The organism is Stenotrophomonas sp., from assembly GCF_050737075.1.
Classification (GTDB): Bacteria; Pseudomonadota; Gammaproteobacteria; order Xanthomonadales; family Xanthomonadaceae; genus Stenotrophomonas.
The window spans coordinates 37,111-55,677 of sequence record NZ_JBOHXV010000023.1 but is presented as its reverse complement, the minus strand read 5'-3'; the positions used below and the strand labels follow the sequence as shown (position 1 = coordinate 55,677).

22 protein-coding genes are annotated in these 18,567 nt (G+C 65.9%); 12 read left to right on the top strand and 10 right to left on the bottom strand.

What is annotated here, in order from left to right; genetic code table 11:
- Window positions 1-219 precede the first annotated feature (219 nt).
- Complete coding sequence (locus ACREPD_RS08160) at window positions 220-915, top strand: hypothetical protein (RefSeq protein ID WP_431598845.1); 696 nt, start codon at window positions 220-222, stop codon at window positions 913-915.
- A gap of 120 nt (window positions 916-1,035) precedes the next feature.
- On the opposite strand, the gene ACREPD_RS08155 is transcribed toward ACREPD_RS08160, so the two are convergent.
- From ACREPD_RS08155 to ACREPD_RS08140, 4 genes are all read right to left on the bottom strand, one after another.
- On the bottom strand, window positions 1,036-1,971 hold the full coding sequence (locus tag ACREPD_RS08155; RefSeq protein ID WP_431598844.1) for an RHS repeat-associated core domain-containing protein: 936 nt from the start codon (window positions 1,969-1,971) through the stop codon (window positions 1,036-1,038).
- Window positions 1,972-2,068: 97 nt separating this feature from the next.
- Complete coding sequence (locus ACREPD_RS08150) at window positions 2,069-2,503, bottom strand: hypothetical protein (RefSeq protein ID WP_431598843.1); 435 nt, start codon at window positions 2,501-2,503, stop codon at window positions 2,069-2,071.
- A 216-nt stretch (window positions 2,504-2,719) separates the two neighbouring features.
- On the bottom strand, window positions 2,720-3,535 hold the full coding sequence (locus ACREPD_RS08145) for an amidohydrolase (RefSeq protein ID WP_431598842.1): 816 nt from the start codon (window positions 3,533-3,535) through the stop codon (window positions 2,720-2,722).
- Window positions 3,535-4,683: a pyridoxal phosphate-dependent aminotransferase gene (locus tag ACREPD_RS08140; protein WP_431598841.1), complete on the bottom strand. Its 1,149-nt coding sequence runs from the start codon at window positions 4,681-4,683 to the stop codon at window positions 3,535-3,537. Before ACREPD_RS08140 ends, ACREPD_RS08145 begins: the two co-directional genes overlap by 1 nt.
- Before the next feature lie 114 nt (window positions 4,684-4,797).
- Here ACREPD_RS08140 and ccmA point away from each other — a divergent pair, with 114 nt between their 5' ends.
- The 11 genes from ccmA to ACREPD_RS08085 all read left to right on the top strand — a co-directional run bounded on the left by ccmA (window position 4,798) and on the right by ACREPD_RS08085 (window position 13,440).
- On the top strand, window positions 4,798-5,502 hold the full coding sequence (gene ccmA, locus ACREPD_RS08135) for a heme ABC exporter ATP-binding protein CcmA (RefSeq protein WP_431598840.1): 705 nt from the start codon (window positions 4,798-4,800) through the stop codon (window positions 5,500-5,502).
- The gene (gene ccmB, locus ACREPD_RS08130) at window positions 5,499-6,194 is read left to right on the top strand and encodes a heme exporter protein CcmB (protein ID WP_431598839.1); all 696 of its coding nucleotides are present in this window, start codon (window positions 5,499-5,501) and stop codon (window positions 6,192-6,194) included. The genes ccmA and ccmB overlap by 4 nt, the downstream gene beginning before the upstream one ends.
- Before the next feature lie 54 nt (window positions 6,195-6,248).
- Entirely contained in the window at window positions 6,249-7,025 is a 777-nt protein-coding gene (gene ccmC, locus ACREPD_RS08125; protein WP_431598838.1) for a heme ABC transporter permease CcmC, read from the top strand.
- The gene (gene ccmD, locus ACREPD_RS08120; protein WP_431598837.1) at window positions 7,022-7,207 is read left to right on the top strand and encodes a heme exporter protein CcmD; all 186 of its coding nucleotides are present in this window, start codon (window positions 7,022-7,024) and stop codon (window positions 7,205-7,207) included. Before ccmC ends, ccmD begins: the two co-directional genes overlap by 4 nt.
- Window positions 7,204-7,665: a cytochrome c maturation protein CcmE gene (gene ccmE / locus ACREPD_RS08115; protein WP_431598836.1), complete on the top strand. Its 462-nt coding sequence runs from the start codon at window positions 7,204-7,206 to the stop codon at window positions 7,663-7,665. Before ccmD ends, ccmE begins: the two co-directional genes overlap by 4 nt.
- Window positions 7,666-9,585, top strand: coding sequence for a heme lyase CcmF/NrfE family subunit (locus ACREPD_RS08110; RefSeq protein WP_431598835.1), 1,920 nt, complete (start codon window positions 7,666-7,668; stop codon window positions 9,583-9,585).
- Between the two features lie 4 nt (window positions 9,586-9,589).
- Window positions 9,590-10,201 carry a DsbE family thiol:disulfide interchange protein gene (locus ACREPD_RS08105; protein WP_431598834.1) on the top strand — a complete coding sequence of 204 codons (612 nt, stop codon included), beginning with the start codon at window positions 9,590-9,592 and terminating at the stop codon, window positions 10,199-10,201.
- A gap of 13 nt (window positions 10,202-10,214) precedes the next feature.
- The gene (locus ACREPD_RS08100; protein WP_431598833.1) at window positions 10,215-10,670 is read left to right on the top strand and encodes a cytochrome c-type biogenesis protein; all 456 of its coding nucleotides are present in this window, start codon (window positions 10,215-10,217) and stop codon (window positions 10,668-10,670) included.
- A complete protein-coding gene (locus ACREPD_RS08095) occupies window positions 10,667-11,650 on the top strand; it encodes a tetratricopeptide repeat protein (RefSeq protein ID WP_431598832.1) in 984 nt (327 codons plus the stop codon). Before ACREPD_RS08100 ends, ACREPD_RS08095 begins: the two co-directional genes overlap by 4 nt.
- 224 nt (window positions 11,651-11,874) lie before the next feature.
- A complete protein-coding gene (gene metX, locus ACREPD_RS08090; protein ID WP_431598831.1) occupies window positions 11,875-12,987 on the top strand; it encodes a homoserine O-acetyltransferase MetX in 1,113 nt (370 codons plus the stop codon).
- Between the two features lie 147 nt (window positions 12,988-13,134).
- Window positions 13,135-13,440: a DUF1294 domain-containing protein gene (locus tag ACREPD_RS08085; protein ID WP_431598830.1), complete on the top strand. Its 306-nt coding sequence runs from the start codon at window positions 13,135-13,137 to the stop codon at window positions 13,438-13,440.
- Window positions 13,441-13,459: 19 nt separating this feature from the next.
- Here the strand turns inward: ACREPD_RS08085 and ACREPD_RS08080 are convergent, their stop codons facing one another.
- From ACREPD_RS08080 to ACREPD_RS08055, 6 genes are all read right to left on the bottom strand, one after another.
- On the bottom strand, window positions 13,460-14,284 hold the full coding sequence (locus ACREPD_RS08080) for a trypsin-like serine protease (RefSeq protein ID WP_431598829.1): 825 nt from the start codon (window positions 14,282-14,284) through the stop codon (window positions 13,460-13,462).
- 419 nt (window positions 14,285-14,703) lie between these two features.
- Window positions 14,704-15,069, bottom strand: a complete 366-nt coding sequence (locus tag ACREPD_RS08075; RefSeq protein WP_431598828.1) for a hypothetical protein — start codon at window positions 15,067-15,069, stop codon at window positions 14,704-14,706.
- A gap of 113 nt (window positions 15,070-15,182) precedes the next feature.
- Window positions 15,183-15,833: an imm11 family protein gene (locus ACREPD_RS08070; RefSeq protein WP_431598827.1), complete on the bottom strand. Its 651-nt coding sequence runs from the start codon at window positions 15,831-15,833 to the stop codon at window positions 15,183-15,185.
- 63 nt (window positions 15,834-15,896) lie between these two features.
- A complete protein-coding gene (locus ACREPD_RS08065; RefSeq protein ID WP_431598826.1) occupies window positions 15,897-16,175 on the bottom strand; it encodes a hypothetical protein in 279 nt (92 codons plus the stop codon).
- A gap of 127 nt (window positions 16,176-16,302) precedes the next feature.
- Complete coding sequence (locus tag ACREPD_RS08060) at window positions 16,303-17,247, bottom strand: hypothetical protein (RefSeq protein WP_431598825.1); 945 nt, start codon at window positions 17,245-17,247, stop codon at window positions 16,303-16,305.
- Window positions 17,248-17,455: 208 nt separating this feature from the next.
- A complete protein-coding gene (locus ACREPD_RS08055; protein ID WP_431598824.1) occupies window positions 17,456-18,382 on the bottom strand; it encodes a CPBP family intramembrane glutamic endopeptidase in 927 nt (308 codons plus the stop codon).
- Between the last annotated feature and the right edge of the window lie 185 nt (window positions 18,383-18,567).

Sequence of the window (18,567 nt, the reverse complement as noted above, 5' to 3'; positions counted from 1 at the left end):
GTCCGGGTGGCCCGGGCGGTCGCCCGAGCGGCGCGCGTCCCGGCGGCAACCGCGGCCCCGGCGGCGGCGGTCACCGTGGTGGCGGCCCGCGCGGCGGTTGAACAAGCTCAGCGGACCAACGGTCCGCTGCTACCGGCGACACGAGCGGTAGAGCGGACTGGTAGAGCGGACTGTTAGTCCGCTTCCCCCAAATCACTAAAAATCTAAAATGGGTGCTACATGACAAGGATGTTGCGTGTATTGATGCTGTGCGTACTGGCCCTCGGCCTGGCCGGCTGCGGAAAAATCCAGGAAGAACTGGCTGCATCACAGAACCCGTTCCCCAAAACCTCCCCGCTGCATGCGCCGGTCGACCGGGTCACGCGCAAGCTGATCCACGAACCGGCGTACATGGAACGCATGAAGGGCCTCAAGCCGGGCCAGGCGCAGGAAATGGGCGCCATGCTGGCCATGAACGGCCTGGGCCGCCTCGAGCTGCCGATGCTGGAGCGCCGCGCGCAACTGGTGGGTCAGTTGCTTCAGAAGCTGCCGGAAGCGCAGTGCGGGGAAATCGCCAAGGCGACCACGCCCGCCGAAGTCTCCCGCACCACCGAACGCATGCTGGAAACCCTGGCCACCATGCCGCAGGGCGCCATCGACGAATGGTTTGATATCGCCTACGCCGCCACCGTGGCCGAACTACAGCAGTTGCCGAAGAAGCAGGTGACCGAAGCGCAGGTCAATGCCGCCGCCGTCAGCCTCGTGCAGTTGATCCCCACCGAAGCCGAGCGCGAGCGTATCGGCACCGTGATGAGCAACCTGCCCGGCGCTACTCCTGCGGATGCATGCTGGGCGGTACGCACCATGTACACCACCCTGCCCAAGCTGCCCGAGCCAGAACGCGGACACTTCGCTTGGGCCAGCACGCAGCAATAAGAATAAAAGCGGCCAATGGCCGGTTTTTTTCTATTGCTGCCCGCGCATACCACCTGATCCCCGCGCCCTCGGCGCGCCCCCTTCAACACGAAGGGGGCTCTCGTGCTGTTGGTCCTCGGGCTACCGGTAACCGCTCCAATCGTTGACCTTGAAGAAACTGGCGTCATGGTTCGGGGTCACGTACACCACATGCAGCCCCTGCCTGCTGCTCCCGGTGACGATGCGCCAGCCCTCGTAACCATGCCCTGTCCCCAAATTCACCAGGTGTCGGTGGTAGTAGTGCCCGGTGCGGTCAGGCGGAAGCCGACCGTTCGCATTGTCGTAAGGTTTGGCCATTCGCACCTGGGCAGGATCCGGCGTCCGTCCGCGCGGCCCGAAATCTCGGATCGCCTCGATCCTTTTACTGACTGGTGAGGGAAGCTCGTCCATGCGCTTGACCAATATCCCGTCCTTGTCACGCCGAACGGAGTTCGGGCCACGCTCCGGACCAGGAGAGCTGCTGCGCGCCGTGCTCGCTGGCGGGCTGGCAGGACGCGGCGGTGGCGCCGGGGAAGGTGCTCTCGGGACCCCTGACGAAGTACCACCGGCACGGTTCGCCCATGTCGCCCCCCGGGGGGACCGACTGGAATCCAGCAGTTTCATCGCTGGACCCCGACCGGCTATACCTGCCCCCGCCAGCAACGCCACCGCCGCAATCACGCCGCCGACGATCCAGGGGGTCGCACTGCCGCCACCTTCGTTGTTGGACGGACTGGCCAGCGCAGCGGCGGCCGCTCCGCCCGCACCAGCGGCAAGCCCGAGCATCATCAAGGGCAGCGCAAAGGTGCCGTCGGGATCGGTGTAGTTGACCGGGTCGCAGCCGCAGTACGCATAGGCGTTGACCCCGCCCCTGCCGAATGGACTGAGCGGGTCCGGGCTGTGGAAGCGGCACAGCACCGGGTTGTAGACGCGCCGGCCGTTGCCCAGTATCTGCCAGTGCGAACCGGGCTCGTGCAGCTCGCCGTTGAAGCCAACCAAGGTCCACAGACCTTCCCGCCTGCCGTTCTGTACCGACATGACATCACCCCGCAGTGATACGGCCACGCCTCACGTGTCCCCCGCAGGCAGGGGATTTTAAGCAGCAGGTGTGTTTTTTCGGTGTGACAGGCCGGGGTCAGCGGCGCTCGATGGTGAATCGGCTTCCGGCTACGCCCAGGTCCCAGCCTTTGCCGGTACCGGCCAGGGCCAGCGAGACATCACCCTTGGTCACCACCTGCGCGCTGCTGGATTTGTCGGCGCCGGCGTGCGCTTCCACCGAGGCGTAGGAGCCGATCAGATCATCGAGCGAATACGCGCCGGAGAACCTGCCCTTGCCGTCGGTGATGGTCGACTTGCCTACGGTGAGGCCGCCGCCCTTGACGCTGATCTTGACCGGAATACGCGCGCCGTTGTCGCAGGTGATCGTGCCGGTGCCGTTGGCCGTCTTGTAGAACACCGACCAGCCGGACAGGTTGTACTTCAGCTCGCAATCGATGTTGCCGGCCGCCTGCGCGGCCGGAACGATGGCCAAACCGGCCAGCGCGATCAGTGCCAGGGAAAGCTTGTTCATTGCGGTGCGCTCATACGAAGGGAGAACGGCCCCGAATCTAGCAGCGCGCGTGTGTGGTCGGCATGAGCCCCCCCCACACGCATGCAACCACCGTTCAGTAGTGACAGCCCATGGCTGTCAACCAAGCGGTGCCAGAACCCAAGCGTAGTGACAGCCCATGGCTGTCAACCACGTAACCCCAGAATCATGCGCCCCCCGCCCAACGGCCGGATCCATCTACCGAATATCAAAACCATCCGCATCCAACATCGCCGGGAACCGCGCCCGGTGCGCCGCCAACGCGGCAGCCGAAATCGTCGTGGTCACCACCTGCTCGCGCTCACGGATCTCCACCTGCGGCTGCCCCAGGAAATCGATCACCGCGCTGTCGCCGGCATAGTGCAGGTCGTTGCCATCCACGCCGATACGGTTCACCGCCGCCACATAGCACAGGTTCTCGATCGCACGGGCGCGCAGCAGGGTCCGCCACGGGTAGGCGCGGGCCGAGGGCCAGTTGGCAACGAAGATCTGCAGGTCGAAATCCATGTCGTCCGCGCGCTCCACGTTGTAGCGGTTGCGGCAGAACACCGGGAAACGCAGGTCGTAGCAGACCTGCGGATTGATGCGCCAGCCCTTCCACTCCACGCTCAGCCGCTCGCTGCCGGCGGCATAGCGCAGGTGCTCGTCGCCGTAGCGGAACAGGTGGCGCTTGTCGTAGTACTGCAGCTCACCGTCGGGCGTGGCCCACAGCAGGCGGTTGTACACCGCCTCGCCCACGCGCAGCTGCACGCTGCCGGTCACGGCCGCGCCCAGCGTGGCCGCCTGCTCGCGGATCCAGGCCACGGTCGGCCCGTCCATGCCTTCGGCACGGAAGATCGCGTCGTTGGAAAAACCGCTGGTGAAGGTTTCCGGCAGGATCACCAGGTCGCTCTGCCCGGCCAGCGGGGCCAGCAGCGCGCCGTAGTACTCGCGGTTGCCCTCAGGGTCGTGCCAGCGGGTATTGCCCTGGATGAGCGAGATGCGCAGATCGGGACGTGTGGGGGCGGCGGTCATCACAGCACCTGCAGGCGTTCGATCGCCGCGCTCAGCGTCGCGTCGTTCTTGGCGAAGCACAGCCGCACCAGGCGCTGGCCTGCCGGCGCGGTTTCGTAGAACGGCGAGAGCGGAATGGCCGCCACGCCCTTCTCGATGGTCAGCCACTTCACGAACTCATGGTCGGGCAGGTCGCTGATCGCCGAATAGTCCACCAACTGGAAATAGCCGCCCGGTACCGGCAACGGCTTCAGCCGCGTGGTGAGCAGCTGCGCGCGGAACGCATCGCGCTTGGCCTGGTAGAACGCGCCCAGTTCAAGGTGATGCTCGGGCTCATCGCGGATCATCGCGGCGAAGCCGTACTGGGCGGGGCCGAAGCTGGTGAAGGTGTTGTACTGGTGCACCTTGCGGAACTCGGCGGTCATCGCCGGCGGCGCCACCGCGTAGCCGATCTTCCAGCCGGTGCAGTGGTAGGTCTTGCCGAAGCTGGAGATGACGAACGCGCGCTCGCGCAGCTCGGGGTAACGCAGCGCCGATTCGTGGCGGCGGCCGTCGTAGATGATGTGTTCGTAGACTTCGTCGGAAATCAGGTAGATGCCGGTGCCACGCAGCACGTCGGCCAGCGCCTGCATGTCGTCGGCGGTCAGCATCGCGCCCGACGGGTTGTGCGGGGTGTTGACCATCAGCAGGCGGGTGCGCGGGGTGATGGCGGCGCGCACGCGGTCCCAGTCGACCGCGAAGGTCTGCGGGTCCAGCGGCACGTGCACGGCGCGGGCGCCGGCCAGGTCGATGGCCGGTTCGTAGCAGTCGTACGCAGGGTCGAGCACGATGACTTCCTCACCGGGGCGGACCACGGCGTGGATGGCATTGAAGATGGCCTCGGTGGCGCCGCTGGTGACGGTGATTTCGGCATCCGGGTCGATCTGCGCGCCGTACAGGTCCAGCGACTTCTGCGCGATGGCCTGGCGCAGCGGGGCCACGCCGGTCATCGGCGGGTACTGGTTCAGGCCGGCGTGCATGGCCTTGATGGTTTCATCGACCAGGCGCTGCGGCGCCGAGAAATCCGGAAAGCCCTGGCCCAGGTTCACGGCGCCGTGCTCGGCGGCCAGCTGGGACATCACGGTGAAAATGGTGGTGCCCACCTTGGGCAGCTTGGTCTGGGGGTTCATCGGCAACCGGAAATCAAAGGCGGAGACCCTGAAGTGTACGAAATCCGCCACGGGCGTGACGGGCGGATCCGGCCAACCTTCCGGTCGGCCGCGCCGCACCGGTACACTGCGCCGATGCTGAATTCTTCGAATACCCCTCCGTTGCTGGCCGCCCACGGTCTGGCCTTCAGTCGCAACGATGAACCGGTGTTCGGGCCGCTGGACCTGCAGGTCGATGCCGGTGAGGCGCTGCTGGTCCAGGGCGACAACGGCGCCGGCAAGACCACCCTGCTGCGGGTGCTGGCCGGGCTGCTGCGCCCGGGCAGCGGCACCATCCAGATCGACGGGCGCCCGGCCGGGCACCGCGAGCGGGCGCAGTTCGTGGCCTACCTGAGCCACCTGCCCGGCCTCAAGCCGGATCTGGACACGCTGGAGAACCTGAATTTCCTGTGCGGCCTGCATGGCCGGCGGGCGCGGCAGATGCCGGGCAATGCGCTGGCCATCGTCGGGTTGGCGGGCTACGAGAACACCTTGGTGCGGCAGCTCTCGGCCGGCCAGAAGCGACGCTTGGCGCTGGCCCGCATCTGGCTCTCGCCTGCCCCGCTGTGGTTGCTGGATGAGCCTTACGCGAATCTGGACCTGGAGGGCATCAACCTGGTCAACCGGATGATTTCCGCGCACCTGCGCAGTGGGGGGGCGGCGTTGGTGACTACGCATGGGGCGTATGCGGCGCCGCCCGTAAGGACGCGATTGGTGACGTTGGGCGCGGCCGGGCAGAGTCCGGCGCTACAGGATTCGATAGCCGACCAACGGCCGGCACAACCGGGGGATTTCGCATGATCGCGCCGGGTACCCAACCGGGGTTGTGGCAGACCGCGCGTGCCCTCGCCGGCCGCGACCTGCGCCTGCTGTGGCGGCGCCGTGGCGATGCGCTGCAGCCGCTGCTGTTCGCGCTGCTGGTGGTGGTGCTGTTCGCGCTGGCGCTGGGCCGCGACCCGCCGTTGATGGCCAAGGTGGCCACCGCCGTGCTGTGGCTGGCCGTGCTGCTGGCCGGGCAGCTCGCGCTGGATTCGCTGTTCCGCAGCGATGCCGAGGACGGTTCGCTGGAGCAATGGCTGCTCGCCCCCGTGCCGCTGGCCTGGCTGGTGCTGGTGCGGGTGCTGGTGCACTGGGCCACCACCGCCCTGCCGATGATCCTGGTCACCCCGCTGCTGGCCGAAATGCTGCATCTGCCACATGACCAACTGCCGATGTTGCTGGCATCGTTGCTGCTGGGCACGCCCCTGCTCAGCCTGATCGGCGGGGTGGTGGCAGGCCTGACGGTGAGCATCCGGCGCTCTGGTATTCTCGTGGCGTTGCTGGCGTTGCCGCTGTATGTGCCGGTGCTGGTGTTCGGTGCAGGCAGTGTGGCGGCGGCGGCGCGCGGGCAGGACCCGGTGGGTGCGTTGCTGCTGCTGGGTGCGGGGCTGGTGGTTGCGCTGGTGTTGGCGCCGTTGGCGACCGCGGCAGCGATTCGGATTTCGTTGAATTGATGTCAGGTTTGTTTCTGCTGGTTTGTTTTTCCCTAGCTGGATAGCCATCGCTGCATGAATAGCCTTGTCCGCTGGTTCCACCAACTCGGTTCGCCGCCCACCTTCGACCGCTTCGCTGCGCGCTGGTCGCGCGTGTTCTACGTGGCCGCGCTGCCGGTCCTGCTGATCGGCCTCTGGCAGGGCCTGTTCGTGGTGCCGCCGGAACAGAACCAGCACGACGCCTTCCGCATCATCTACATCCACGTGCCCAGCGCGTGGATGAGTCTGTTCGTGTTCGCGCTCATGGCCTTCTACGCGGTCATCGCGCTGGTCTGGCGGATCAAGATCTGCGAGATCCTGGCCATGGCCTGCGCGCCGATGGGCGCCGGCTTCACCCTCATCACCCTGCTCACCGGCAGCATCTGGGGCAAGGGCACCTGGGGTACCTGGTGGGATTGGGACCCGCGCATGACCAGCGAACTGATCCTGCTGTTCCTGTACCTGGGCGTCATCGGCCTGTACCACGCCATCGAAGACCGCCGCAGCGCCGCGCGCGCGGCCGGGCTGCTGGCCATCGTCGGCGTCGGCCTGCTGCCGATCATCCGTTACTCGGTGGACTGGTGGGGCGGCCTGCACCAGCGCCAGTCCATCAACGTGTTCGGCGACAGCGCCGTGCGCCCGGAACTCATCGCACCGTTGTGGTGGATGGTGATCGGCACCAAGCTGTGGTTCGCCGGCTCGCTGCTGGGCAAGGCCCGCGCCGACAACATTTCCCGCGACGCCGGCAAGGCCTGGGTCGCCGAACGCTTCGGCAGCCCCGCCGCCGCACCGCTGGAGGAGCTGCCGCGATGACCCACCTGCCCTTCATCATCGCCGCGTTTTCGGTATTCGTGCTGGTGCTGGCCGCCGATGCGCTCGGCACCCGGCTGCGGCTGCGCGCCGCCCGCCGCCAGGCACTGCAGCGCCAGCACCGGCAGCGCGCGCGCGACAGCCAGGTACCGGCCACCCCGCTGGCCACGGAGCTGAGCCGATGACGCCGGTACAGCGGCGCCGCATGGTGTGGGTGCTTCTGATTCTGCTGGCTTCCGGGCTGGCCACCACGCTGGTGGCGTTCGCCCTGCAGCGCAATATCGCCTACCTGTACACGCCTTCGGAGGTGCTGCGCGGTGAGCAAGGTACCCAATCGAACTTCCGCCTCGGCGGCATGGTGGTGAAGGGCTCGTTCCAGCGCGCCGAAGGCTCGCTCGACGCCCACTTCGTGGTCACCGACGGCGACGCCACCCTGCCGGTCACCACCTCGCGGATCCTGCCGGACATGTTCGCCGAAGGCACCGCCGTGGTCGCCAGCGGGCGGCTGCAGGACGGCCGCTTCATCGCCGATGAAGTGCTGGCCAAGCACGACGAGAACTACGTGCCCAAGGAAGTGGCCGACAAAATGGGCAAGGCCCACACCAAGCACGACGTGCCGGTGCCCGCCGTGGAGGCACGCTGAGTGCTGCCTGAGCTCGGGCAGGTCCTGCTGATCTGCGCATTGCTGGCCGCCCTGCTGCAGGCGGTGCTGCCGCTGTGGGGCGCGCAACGCGATCGCGCCGCGTGGATGGCCGTGGCCCGCCCGGCCGCCTTCGCGCAGCTGGCGCTGCTGGCCGGCGCCTTCGCCGTGCTCACCGTTGCCTTCGTGCAGCAGGACTTCTCGGTGCGTTACGTGGCCGAAAACTCCAACACCCTGCTGCCGCTGGCCTACCGCTATTCGGCCGTGTGGGGCGCGCACGAGGGCTCGCTGCTGATGTGGGTGCTGGTGCTGGCACTGTGGGGCGGCGCCGTGGCGCTGTGGTCGCAGCGCCTGCCCGACACCGTGCGCGCACGCGTGCTGGGCGTCATGGGCATCATCAGCCTGGGCTTCATCGCCTTCCTGCTGTTCACCTCCAACCCCTTCGCGCGGCTGCTGCCGGCGCCGCTGGAGGGCCGCGACCTCAATCCGCTGCTGCAGGACCCGGGGCTGATCATCCACCCGCCGATGCTTTACATCGGCTACGTCGGTTTCGCGGTGCCGTTCGCGTTCGCCATCGCCGCACTGCTCGACGGCCGCGTCGACGCGCGCTGGCTGCGCTGGACCCGGCCGTGGACGAATGTCGCCTGGGGCTTTCTCACCCTGGGCATCGCGCTGGGCAGCTGGTGGGCGTACTACGAACTGGGCTGGGGCGGCTGGTGGTTCTGGGACCCGGTGGAGAACGCCAGTTTCATGCCGTGGCTCGCCGGTGCGGCGCTGATCCACTCGCAGGCCGTGACCGAAAAGCGCGGCAGCTTCGCCAGCTGGACGCTGCTGCTGGCGATTGCCGCCTTCGCACTCTCCCTGCTGGGCGCGTTCCTGGTCCGCTCGGGCGTGCTCACCAGCGTGCATTCGTTCGCCGCCGATCCCTCGCGCGGCGCCTTCATCCTGGCCTTCCTTGCGCTGGTGGTGGGTGCCGCGCTGCTGCTCTACGTGCTGCGTGCGGGCGCGCTGGGCAACGATGATCCGCGCCGCGGCTTCATGGCCACCTCGCGCGAAACCCTGCTGCTTGCCAACAACCTGCTGCTGGCCGGTGCCTGCGCCATGGTGCTGCTGGGCACGCTGTACCCGCTGCTGGCCGACGCGCTGGGGCTGGGCAAGGTGTCTGTGGGGCCGCCGTATTTCGGCACCTTGTTCATCGTATTGATGGCGCCGCTGGTGGCGCTGCTGCCGTTCGGGCCGCTGGTGAACTGGCAGCGCGACCAGGCCTCCAAGCGGCTGGCGCTGCTGGCACCGTGGGCCGTACTGGCGTTGTTGCTGGGCGTGCTGGCGTGGTTCATGGCGCCGCAGGGCAAGCTCAAGGCCGCCGCGGGCGTGGCCGCGGCCGCGTGGGTCGCGCTCGGCACCGCGCGCTTTGTGTGGACGCGCCTGCGCGGCAACGGCCGCTTCAATGCGGAAATGGTCGGCATGCTGCTGGCCCATACCGGCGTGGCCGTGTTCCTGGTCGGCGCCTTGCTGGTGGAAGCCTTGAACGTGCAGCGCGAAGTCGCGCTCACCCCGGGCCAGACGCTCGAAGTGAGCGGCTACACCCTGCGTTTCGAAGGCGTGGACCACCAGCAGGGCCCCAACTACGTGTCCGACCGTGGCCATGTGCGGGTACTGCACGGCGGCCGCGAGCTGGCCCTGCTGCACCCGGAAAAGCGCGCGTATGCCAGCGGCGGCCAGACCATGACCGAAGCCGGCATCCTCGCCCGCGTGCGCGGCGACGTATACGTGGCGCTGGGCGAGCCACTGGGCAACAATGCCTGGGCGGTGCGCGTACACGTCAAACCCTTCGTTCGCTGGGTGTGGTTCGGCGCACTCCTGATGGCGCTGGGCGGCTTCGTTACCGCTGCCGACCGCCGCTTCCGTCGTCTCCAGGAGTAGTTCCATGTCTGACCCCCGCCCCGCCTCCCGTCCGCTGCCGCCTGTCGCCATCGTCATTGGCGTGCTGTTCTTCTTCGGGCTGCTCGGGCTGATGGTGTACGGGGTGATGAAGTCCGGCGCGCCGGACCGCGACATCCTGCCTTCGGCGTTGATCGGCAAGCCGGCCCCGGCCTTTGAACTGCCGGTGCTGCACGACCCCAGCATCAAGGTAAGCAGCAACCAGCTGCGCGGCGCGCCCTACGTACTCAACGTGTGGGGCAGCTGGTGCGCGGCCTGCCGCGAAGAACACCCGATCCTGACCCGCTTTGCCGAAACCAAGCGCGTGCGCGTGATCGGCTACAACTGGAAGGACGAACCGGCCGATGCGCTGCGCTGGTTGGAACAGCTGGGCAATCCGTTCGTACTGGTGCTGAGCGACATCGAAGGCCGCACCGCCATCGACTGGGGCGTGACCGCCGCGCCGGAAACCTTCCTGGTCGACGCCAGCGGCGTCGTGCGCTGGAAATACAGCGGCGCGCTCAGCCAGCGTGTGATCGATACGAAACTGCTGCCGGAACTGGAGAAGCTGGAGCGTGCCAATGCACAACCGCGTACTACGCCGCCTCCGGCGAACTGAGCCCGGGCGCGCCATGCGGGCACGATCTGGCCTATGCATCGCGCTACTGGCAATTGCGCTGTTTTTGATGCCGGCACTCGCGCAGGGCCAGGCCATCTCCGACCCCACTCCACTGCACTACCGCGACGCCGCCGAGGAAGCCCGCTTCCACGCGCTGGCCGCCGAGCTGCGCTGCGTGCAGTGCCAGAACCAGTCGCTGGCCGATTCCAACGCGCAGATCGCACACGACCTGCGCCGTGAAGTGCTCGCCTTGATGCAGCAGGGGCAGAGCGATGCGCAGATCAAGCAGTTCCTCGTAGACCGCTACGGCGAATTCGTGCTGTACCGCCCGCTGATGGACACGCGCAACAGCCTGCTCTGGTTCGGGCCGCTGGCGCTGGTGCTCGGCGGTGCCGGTGTGCTGGTGTGGGTGGTGCGCCGGCGCAGCCGCCAGGTGCAGCCGATGGACGAGAGCGAGGAGCGCTGGTGAGCGAATGGATGCAGATGATTGCCGGCCTGTCCGCCGCCGTCGTGGCCATGGCAGTGCTGTGGCCGTTGCGCCGCAGCGGCAGGCGCGGGCCGTTCCTGGCGGCGGTGATCGCCATCGGCGTGGCCGGCGTGGCGCTCTACATGATCGTCGGCACGCCGAAGGCCGTGGACGCCGTTGCCGAAGACGGCCCGGAAACCCTGCAACAGGGCGTGCAGGCGCTGGAAGAAGCGCTGGCCCGCGAACCGCAGCGCGCCGACGGCTGGGCGCTGCTCGGCCGCTCCGAGCTCGCACTGGGCAACATCGACAAGGCCAACCAGGCCTTCGCCCGCGCCGTGGCGTTGGCCCCCGATGAAGTGCCGCTGCTGGTGGAAGCCGCACAGGCACGTGCACAGGGCGATGCCTCGAAACAGTTCGACGACACCGCATTGCAATGGCTGAAGCACGCGCAGCAGTTGGAGCCGAACAGCGAACGCGCGGGCTGGTTGATCGGCATCGCACAGCGCCAGCGCGGGCAGGATGCCGAAGCCGCAGCCACCTGGGAGGCACTGCTGCCACGCTTGGAACCGGCGGCCGCCAATGCGTTGCGCGAGCAGATTGCGATTGCACGGGAGAAGGCGGGGATGCCCGCCGCCACGGGTGAAGCTACCGCTCCGCCGATGGGCCTGGATATCGAAGTGACGCTCACCGCCGGCAAGCAGCTGCCGCCGGGCACCCAGGTCTTCGTGATTGCAAAGATGCCTGACGGCCCGCCGATGCCGGTAGCGGTGCAGAAGCACCCGGCGACGGACCTGCCCTTGAAGCTCCGCCTGACCGACGCCGACAGCCCGATGCCGACGGCGAAGCTGTCGTCCCTGGAAGCGGTAGAAGTCTTCGCCAGGCTCTCGGCCAGCGGCCAGGCAAACCGCCAGCAAGGCGACATCGATTCGCCGGTGGTTACAGTGAAGCTGCCCCACAAAGGCAAGGTCGAGCTAACCCTGTAACGCCACGCCATGCGTGCCTTCGGGGTGCCGGAACACCCGTAGAGCCACCCCATGGGTGGCTGCGCGCGGTGCCTGGTATCTCCACGCCCTGCGTGGATGGCCTTCGCTCGCCACCGCGAAGCCACGCATGGCGTGGCTCTACGCCGGTAACCAAACACCCCACCGCGACACACCATGCCGCCCATCACCACAGCACCGCCACCGCGCCCGTTTAGAATGCCCCCATGACCGAATTCATCCCCCCCGGCACCCGCTACCACGCCCTGCCCTCGCCCTTCGCGTTCAAGCGCGGCGGCCAACTGCACGGCGCGCACGTGGCCTACGAAACCTGGGGCACCCTCAACGCCGACGCCAGCAATGCCGTCCTCATCGTTACCGGCCTCTCCCCCGACGCCCACGCCGCCGCCAACACCGACAACCCCGCCGCCGGCTGGTGGGAAGCCATGCTCGGCCCGGGCAAACCGATCGACACCACCCGCTGGTTCGTGGTCTGCGTGAACTCACTGGGCAGCTGCAAAGGCTCCACCGGCCCGGCCACCATCGACCCAGCCACCGGCGAGCTGTACCGCCTGCGCTTCCCCGAACTTTCCATCGAAGACGGCGCCCGCGCCGCCGTGGACGTCGTGCACGCGCTCGGCATCCAGCAGCTGGCCTGCGTCATCGGCAACTCCATGGGCGGCATGACCGCACTGGCCGTGCTGCTGCTCCACCCGGGCATCGCACGCAGCCACATCAACATCTCCGGCAGCGCGCAGGCGCTGCCGTTCTCCATCGCCATCCGCTCGCTGCAGCGCGAGGCGATCCGGCTCGATCCGCAGTGGAACGCCGGCAACTACGTAGACGACCAGTACCCCGAATCCGGCATGCGCATGGCGCGCAAGCTGGGCGTCATCACCTACCGCTCCGCGCTGGAGTGGGACGGCCGCTTCGGCCGCGTGCGGCTGGATTCAGACCAGGCCGACGACGACCCGTTTGGCCTGGAGTTCCAGGTGGAAAGCTACCTGGAAGGCCACGCACGCCGCTTCGTGCGCTTCTTCGATCCGAACTGCTACCTGTACCTCAGCCGCTCCATGGACTGGTTCGACCTGGCCGAATACGCCGACGGCGACGTGCTCGCGGGCCTGGCGAAGATCAAGGTCGCCAAGGCACTGGCCATCGGCGCCAACACCGACATCCTGTTCCCGGTGCAGCAACAGCAGCAGATCGCCGACGGCCTGCGTGCCGGCGGTGCCGACGCACAGTTCATCGGCCTGGATTCACCGCAGGGGCACGATGCATTCCTGGTCGACTTCGACCGCTTCGGCCCGGCGGTGCGCGGCTTCCTGGACGCGCTGTAGTCGATGGCAGCGCAGGGCAAGCGCTCGGCACCGGCAAGCGCGCCCCGCAAGCGCCGCGCTCCACGCGCGGCGCCCAACACTGCGCGCGGCCAAGGACCCGACCGACTGCCACGGCGCGCCATCGCGTTGGTGTTCCTGGCTGGAGTAATGACGGTATCGGTGCTGTGGCACTGGCCGCTGTGGTTGGCCGCCGTGTATCCCGTGCTCAGCGCGGTGACGTTCGCCGTGTACTGGCGCGACAAGACCGCCGCACAGCACGAGCAGCGACGCACGCCGGAAAACACGCTGCAGTTGCTGGCGCTGTTCGGCGGCTGGCCGGGTGCATTGCTGGCCCAGGCGGTGCTGCGGCACAAGAACCGCAAGACCTCGTTCCAGGTTGGGTTCTGGGTGGTGGTGGCCATCAACCTGCTGGCGCTTGGTTGGCTGGCCAGCGGTGGGCTTGCCGCCGTCTAGACCTGCCCCCGAACCTGCCCTAGGGGCAGTAAGCGCGATCCGCAGCGCACATCACGCCATCGATCCACGGGACGTATCGCGAAATGCGAACGTTGTAGACCATCTGGCCATAGAAGCCGGCCTCCAGGGCATGCTCTGGAACCGCGGTGATCCAGGATCCCAGTCCGACAAGCTGCAAGCCTTGCTTACCCTGCACAACGAGCGGACCACCGCTGTCGCCGCTACCCAGCACGCCTTCAAGGGGCAAGCCCTTAGCCGGGGAATCGAAGCGATACCAAAGATATCGGCCGTTCGCGCCAGTGATCGCATTGTAGGCGCGCCTCAGCACGCCTCGATGCGGATCCTTGGGGTTTTGACCAAGGGCCCCATTACCGGACGCCCCCTTGCCTACCAACATCGCGACGGCCGTGACTTCATCCATGCCTCGATACAGCGCCACCGGGGCAACGTTTTCCACCGGCGCCTCCAACTCAATCAAGGCGATATCGTCCGAACCCGCCAGGAAGGCATGAATCCCCGAAGGATCGCCTGACTTCAACGCCTCCTGACCCAGCGCGTCAGGCATTCGCTTGTACCCCGGATGGACGAACACCCGCGCGGCTTTGTAGGCATGTCCACCAATGGTCACCTTTGCCCCCATGCCGTCCATCGGGGCGGCGTGCGCAGCTGTAACCACCCACTTGGACGCAACGAGCACGCCATGTCCTTCACCCGGCATATCGGCCAATGCCGGAAATTCTGACGCATCGATTCGATACTTCGCATCGTCAACGTCATCGCGAATGACAACGGCACTCGCCGCAAAAGGCAGGATGAGGCACGCAAGAAGGAGAAGCTGCTTCATGTTCCAGATTCCGTTCCACCATGGAGTTGAGTTCTGCCCGCAATCCACCAGCACAGGCAGAACGCAACATAGCCGTACAGGCTCCAAGCAGGAACGCCAATCTGACAGACGGAGATGACGAGCGACGAAAGCACGGAATCAGGGCGTGAAGTGGGCTCTCCTGGCAGCTGGATTGGAAAACCGCGCCGCAGCATGCGCAACGTGAACAGCAGCGCCCGCCAGAAAGCACCCTGCCGCTGGTGGCGCTGCTCAGTCGGCCGTCAAGTGCAAAGTCCGCTACTGGAGGAACCTTGAGCGCGAACCTGTGCTAGCGTTTTCGGTGGCCAATGATGGCCGCGCCAGGGATCTCAGGAATAGCCCAATGCCGATTAGCACTCTCTTCCTGATTGCCGCGAATGAATGAATTGCTGTCCCGGATCCTAGTCGAGAATACTCAAAAGTTCCTTGTCTTCATGATGGTGTTCCCATGTAGACAGCAAGCAGAAGCTCACTCCACTGCGAAGGGCAACCAGCTGAAACTCCGCGAGTTCTTCCTTCGTGATCGGGTACTCCACAGGATCAAAGTGCAGAAGCGCCCACGGCTTGAAAAGTGAGAACCCGGGCTTGAGTTCCGAGAACATCGCTTTGAGCTGACGCCGGATGGCGGAGAAGTCCCTGATCGCACCCGCGCGATTGGCCAGGGCGTGGCACTGGCGACGAATTGTTCTATCTCCACCGACAGTACGAGCAATGAAGTGGTCTTGGTGCACTTGAACGTAGATCAATTGTCGGCGAAACATTTCCATCCCCTACCCAACTCCGAATTCAAGCAGAACCTTAAGGCTCGAGTGCAGCCAGTCTCTTTCAGGCTCCGGGCACGCTACGTTCGGCCAGGCTGAGCCAGGCCAGCCCGGGGGGCTTACAGCGCTGAAGCATCCCGCAGTCGCACACCGTCCAACGTGGCGTGGCTGAGGGCATCGAACATCACCCGGTCACAGATGGGGTCGAACCCGCTGTTGGGCTGGCGGAAAATGTGCGCGCCGCCCACCAACGCTTTCTTGAATACCAGCGAAGCACCACCGGCGATGCTGAAGAACTGCACGTCGTGTTCGGTGATGAAGTCGTGCTCCACCTTCACCTTCACCCGCGAAGCCGGCGCGTCAAGCGCATCCAGCTCACGAACCACGTTGCACAGGTAGTACTGCGGTCCGGCGGTGCCGTCGGCCAAGGTGAAGTCACACGCGGCGAACGCGAAGCCCTGCGCGTCCACCGCCTCGAACACGTCTTTCAGCGCCTGCGAAACAATCCAGATGCTGGCGTACACCTCGAAATCACGCGGCAGTCCGCCTTCCGCCGGCACGTGTACCAGATGGGGACGTTCAGGGTACTGGGCAGGGTCGCCGTTGGGCGGATCGACCGTACGCATACCCGGCCGGCAGAGCGCCGCTTCGTTGGCAAACTGCAGGCCGTGCCCGATGCCGTCATTCCAGCGGCTGGGTTCCACAAAGTACAACTCGCCCTGGTGGGAATCCGTATCAACCGACACGGGAATGGCAGTCTGGTCGTTCATGGGCTTCCATCATGGATGCAGGGATCCGCAGAAGGCTCAGCGGACATATGGCCCCAGCCAGCTTCATCGGAGGTAACGAGGGTCACTCGAAATAGCATCGAACAGCTTCTGCCAAACACCCTCATTGACAATGATATCCCCGCGCTGGCGACAGGCTATATGCGCATTCTGAACGGCCCGGACAAACACAGCGAAAGCCTCCTGCGGAAGCTCCATAGCGGAGATAAATGTCATCTCACCGTCATCCATTGGACTAAACACTTCCCGCATGACCTCGCCCTCTTGTGGAGAGAACTCCATGCGAATGGCTTCGGCGACCCTGAGAAACTGGTGGGTACTCATTCCGGCAGAGCGAGACTCGGATACAACAACGCTGCCCATTAGCCACCTCACAAGAGTAATTTCTGCAGAACATCATTGGCTTGGCCAACATCGCAGGCTTCTGTCAGCATGTCCGCCGAATTCCACCTTAGCCTGTCAGCGTCACCACTTGCCCTAGCGTTAGCGCGGCCAGATCCGCGCGGAAGACTAGGTAGAATGCAAACACTGAAAGATCAGGAGCGCCGTCAGGGCCCAAGGACCTGGGCTGGCCGACGTTCCTGGCAATCGGAATCCCGTCGAGCGCTGGCTTCAGACCCAACTCGAAGCTACCGCCCCCGATTTGCCGAACCATTACGTACGGCGACGGTTCCGGTCGGGAAATGTACTCCACTCTGAATTGCACGAGACCTCCCGATGAATCAGCCCCCGTTCCGGGCACCTCGGACGGAACTGCGGAAGCTGGAAGCGTCAACGCTTGCCCGACTGTGGCGATGGCTGCAAGAAGCTCGGCACGATCTTCCGCGGGCCCCAGGACCAAGGTTGTGACAGCAGGCTTCCGGGCTGGCTCGATATCCAGCGGCAGGTGTTCATCGATGTACCTGGCTGCCGCTGCCAGCGCATTGCGACAGTACGGATCCGAGAGGGATTGCCACGCCAAGGAGATCGCCAGCTTGACCCATGCAGAACTATCTCCTCTGAGACAGTCGCGGCGACCGGTGCTGAGCACAAGGACACCATCCCGGAAAGCCAGCAGCTCGGCCGACATGCCATCAATCATCCCCCAACCGTTTTTGCTCGATGTTTCCTCCGCCTCCAGATGCTCAAACAGGTCAGTGAGGAGTTCCGGCGGGATGGTCTGCTTGGCGCGATCTGCAAGCATCGGCGCGGGTTCGACCTGATGCCAGATCATTTCACGAGCAGAGACAACGTCGAGCTTGCCGTCCGCGAATGTCAGGCATATCTCAGGGTGGAATGATGGCGTCAACAGTATCCGGACCGCGCGTTTCGCCTGGGTGCAGACGGGATCATTCGCAAACGATGGAAGGCCCAGGCTGGAACAGATTGCTTCTGCGGTGTAGGCATCCGTACGCATTCTCGTTTTATCCCGCTCAGATAGGTGGTGTATGAACTCCTGCTCCAACCTCGTTCTCACCGGATCTCTTCAGACCTGCCGCACGGAGTATCAGGTCGGATCGTATGGAACACCGACCGCTCGATGTTAGGGCAGCTGAGACCTGCCAACAAGCAGCCGCGTAACCGGACAAATCCTTCTGTCAGAAGTCCCACCCGCAGCCGTTCTGTCATCGGCCCGCAAGCGATCTTCTCTTACGCGCAGTAATCTGAGCTCCGCGCGTCTTTCGCCACTGGATCCACGCGATCGCGGCGACGAAGAAGACGCTGCACAGGTAACTGCCTTCCGGCCCTTCCGCGCCACCGGTCAGGGCGTCGAGGCCTTGCGGGCGCAGCGCCACCAGCAGCGCCGGCAAGTGCGCATCGATGCCGGTGACCGGCAGTTCGAAGCCGGTCGCGAGCAACCAGTTCCACCCCGCGTGCCAGCCCATCACGCCCCAGATGTTGCCGGTCCGCAGCGCCCAGGCACAGGCGAACAGCGAGAACAGGAACGTGCCGAGCATGACCCGGGGCGGCTGGTGCGGGCTGAAATGCAGGAAGCAGAAAGCGAGCGACACCAGCAGCACTGCCACCGCGACATTGGTCTTGCGCGCCACCACCGACAGCATCCAGCCGCGGAAGATGACTTCCTCCACGCTCGCCTGGAACATGAAACTCAATAGCAGCAGGCCGATGTGCAGCAAACTGACGGGCGACCGCCAGGCCTGCCCCAAGCCCGCCGCCTGCATGCCGCCAGACATCCAGATCGCGACTACGACCAGCGCGATCGTGCCGAGTCCAACGGCCAGTCCGCGCAGGAAGGTTTTCAGCGGCGCCGGACCGGTCAGCCCGATACTCGCCAGCGAGCGCCCTTCGACGAAGCGTACCCAGGCGAGCACGGCCGCCAGCGTCGGCGCGAAGCCGATCCACAGCAGCGCATACAAGCCAGCGAGGCCGATCGGATCGCCACGCGGCGTCGACCAATGCTGCGACTGCATCCACCCGTCCAGCGCGATCACCGGTACCGCGTTGAACAGGATCATCAGGATCGGCGTCAGCCAGGCCCAGGGCAGCCAGCCGCGGGCCGGATCGGGCGAATACAGGGCAACGGGGGTCATGCGGGGGTCCAGGTCGACGTGATCGCCGCTGCAAGTTGCCATCCGCGCGGGGGCGTGGCAACCCGTTTGCGACCAAGCCACAGAAGCCGCCGATGAATCACCCGGATCGCCGACGAAATGGCGCTGAGTCGTCGCCCGTGGCGTCCGCTTTGGGTGCGGTTTCATATGTTCGATGAAACACAGAC

What these genes read in the sequence shown, in the direction of transcription:
- ACREPD_RS08060 (WP_431598825.1), bottom strand. Translation starts at nt 17,247, where the DNA reads ATGCGTACGGATGCCTACACCGCAGAAGCAATCTGTTCCAGCCTGGGC.
- ACREPD_RS08070 (WP_431598827.1), bottom strand. Translation starts at nt 15,833, where the DNA reads ATGAACGACCAGACTGCCATTCCCGTGTCGGTTGATACGGATTCCCAC.
- ACREPD_RS08055 (WP_431598824.1), bottom strand. Translation starts at nt 18,382, where the DNA reads ATGACCCCCGTTGCCCTGTATTCGCCCGATCCGGCCCGCGGCTGGCTG.
- ACREPD_RS08155 (WP_431598844.1), bottom strand. Translation starts at nt 1,971, where the DNA reads ATGTCGGTACAGAACGGCAGGCGGGAAGGTCTGTGGACCTTGGTTGGC.
- ccmA (WP_431598840.1), top strand. Translation starts at nt 4,798, where the DNA reads ATGCTGAATTCTTCGAATACCCCTCCGTTGCTGGCCGCCCACGGTCTG.
- ACREPD_RS08160 (WP_431598845.1), top strand. Translation starts at nt 220, where the DNA reads ATGACAAGGATGTTGCGTGTATTGATGCTGTGCGTACTGGCCCTCGGC.
- ccmB (WP_431598839.1), top strand. Translation starts at nt 5,499, where the DNA reads ATGATCGCGCCGGGTACCCAACCGGGGTTGTGGCAGACCGCGCGTGCC.
- ACREPD_RS08075 (WP_431598828.1), bottom strand. Translation starts at nt 15,069, where the DNA reads ATGGAAATGTTTCGCCGACAATTGATCTACGTTCAAGTGCACCAAGAC.
- ccmD (WP_431598837.1), top strand. Translation starts at nt 7,022, where the DNA reads ATGACCCACCTGCCCTTCATCATCGCCGCGTTTTCGGTATTCGTGCTG.
- ACREPD_RS08065 (WP_431598826.1), bottom strand. Translation starts at nt 16,175, where the DNA reads ATGAGTACCCACCAGTTTCTCAGGGTCGCCGAAGCCATTCGCATGGAG.
- ACREPD_RS08145 (WP_431598842.1), bottom strand. Translation starts at nt 3,535, where the DNA reads ATGACCGCCGCCCCCACACGTCCCGATCTGCGCATCTCGCTCATCCAG.
- ccmC (WP_431598838.1), top strand. Translation starts at nt 6,249, where the DNA reads ATGAATAGCCTTGTCCGCTGGTTCCACCAACTCGGTTCGCCGCCCACC.
- ACREPD_RS08150 (WP_431598843.1), bottom strand. Translation starts at nt 2,503, where the DNA reads ATGAACAAGCTTTCCCTGGCACTGATCGCGCTGGCCGGTTTGGCCATC.
- ACREPD_RS08085 (WP_431598830.1), top strand. Translation starts at nt 13,135, where the DNA reads ATGACGGTATCGGTGCTGTGGCACTGGCCGCTGTGGTTGGCCGCCGTG.
- ACREPD_RS08140 (WP_431598841.1), bottom strand. Translation starts at nt 4,683, where the DNA reads ATGAACCCCCAGACCAAGCTGCCCAAGGTGGGCACCACCATTTTCACC.
- ACREPD_RS08100 (WP_431598833.1), top strand. Translation starts at nt 10,215, where the DNA reads ATGCGGGCACGATCTGGCCTATGCATCGCGCTACTGGCAATTGCGCTG.
- ACREPD_RS08105 (WP_431598834.1), top strand. Translation starts at nt 9,590, where the DNA reads ATGTCTGACCCCCGCCCCGCCTCCCGTCCGCTGCCGCCTGTCGCCATC.
- metX (WP_431598831.1), top strand. Translation starts at nt 11,875, where the DNA reads ATGACCGAATTCATCCCCCCCGGCACCCGCTACCACGCCCTGCCCTCG.
- ccmE (WP_431598836.1), top strand. Translation starts at nt 7,204, where the DNA reads ATGACGCCGGTACAGCGGCGCCGCATGGTGTGGGTGCTTCTGATTCTG.
- ACREPD_RS08080 (WP_431598829.1), bottom strand. Translation starts at nt 14,284, where the DNA reads ATGAAGCAGCTTCTCCTTCTTGCGTGCCTCATCCTGCCTTTTGCGGCG.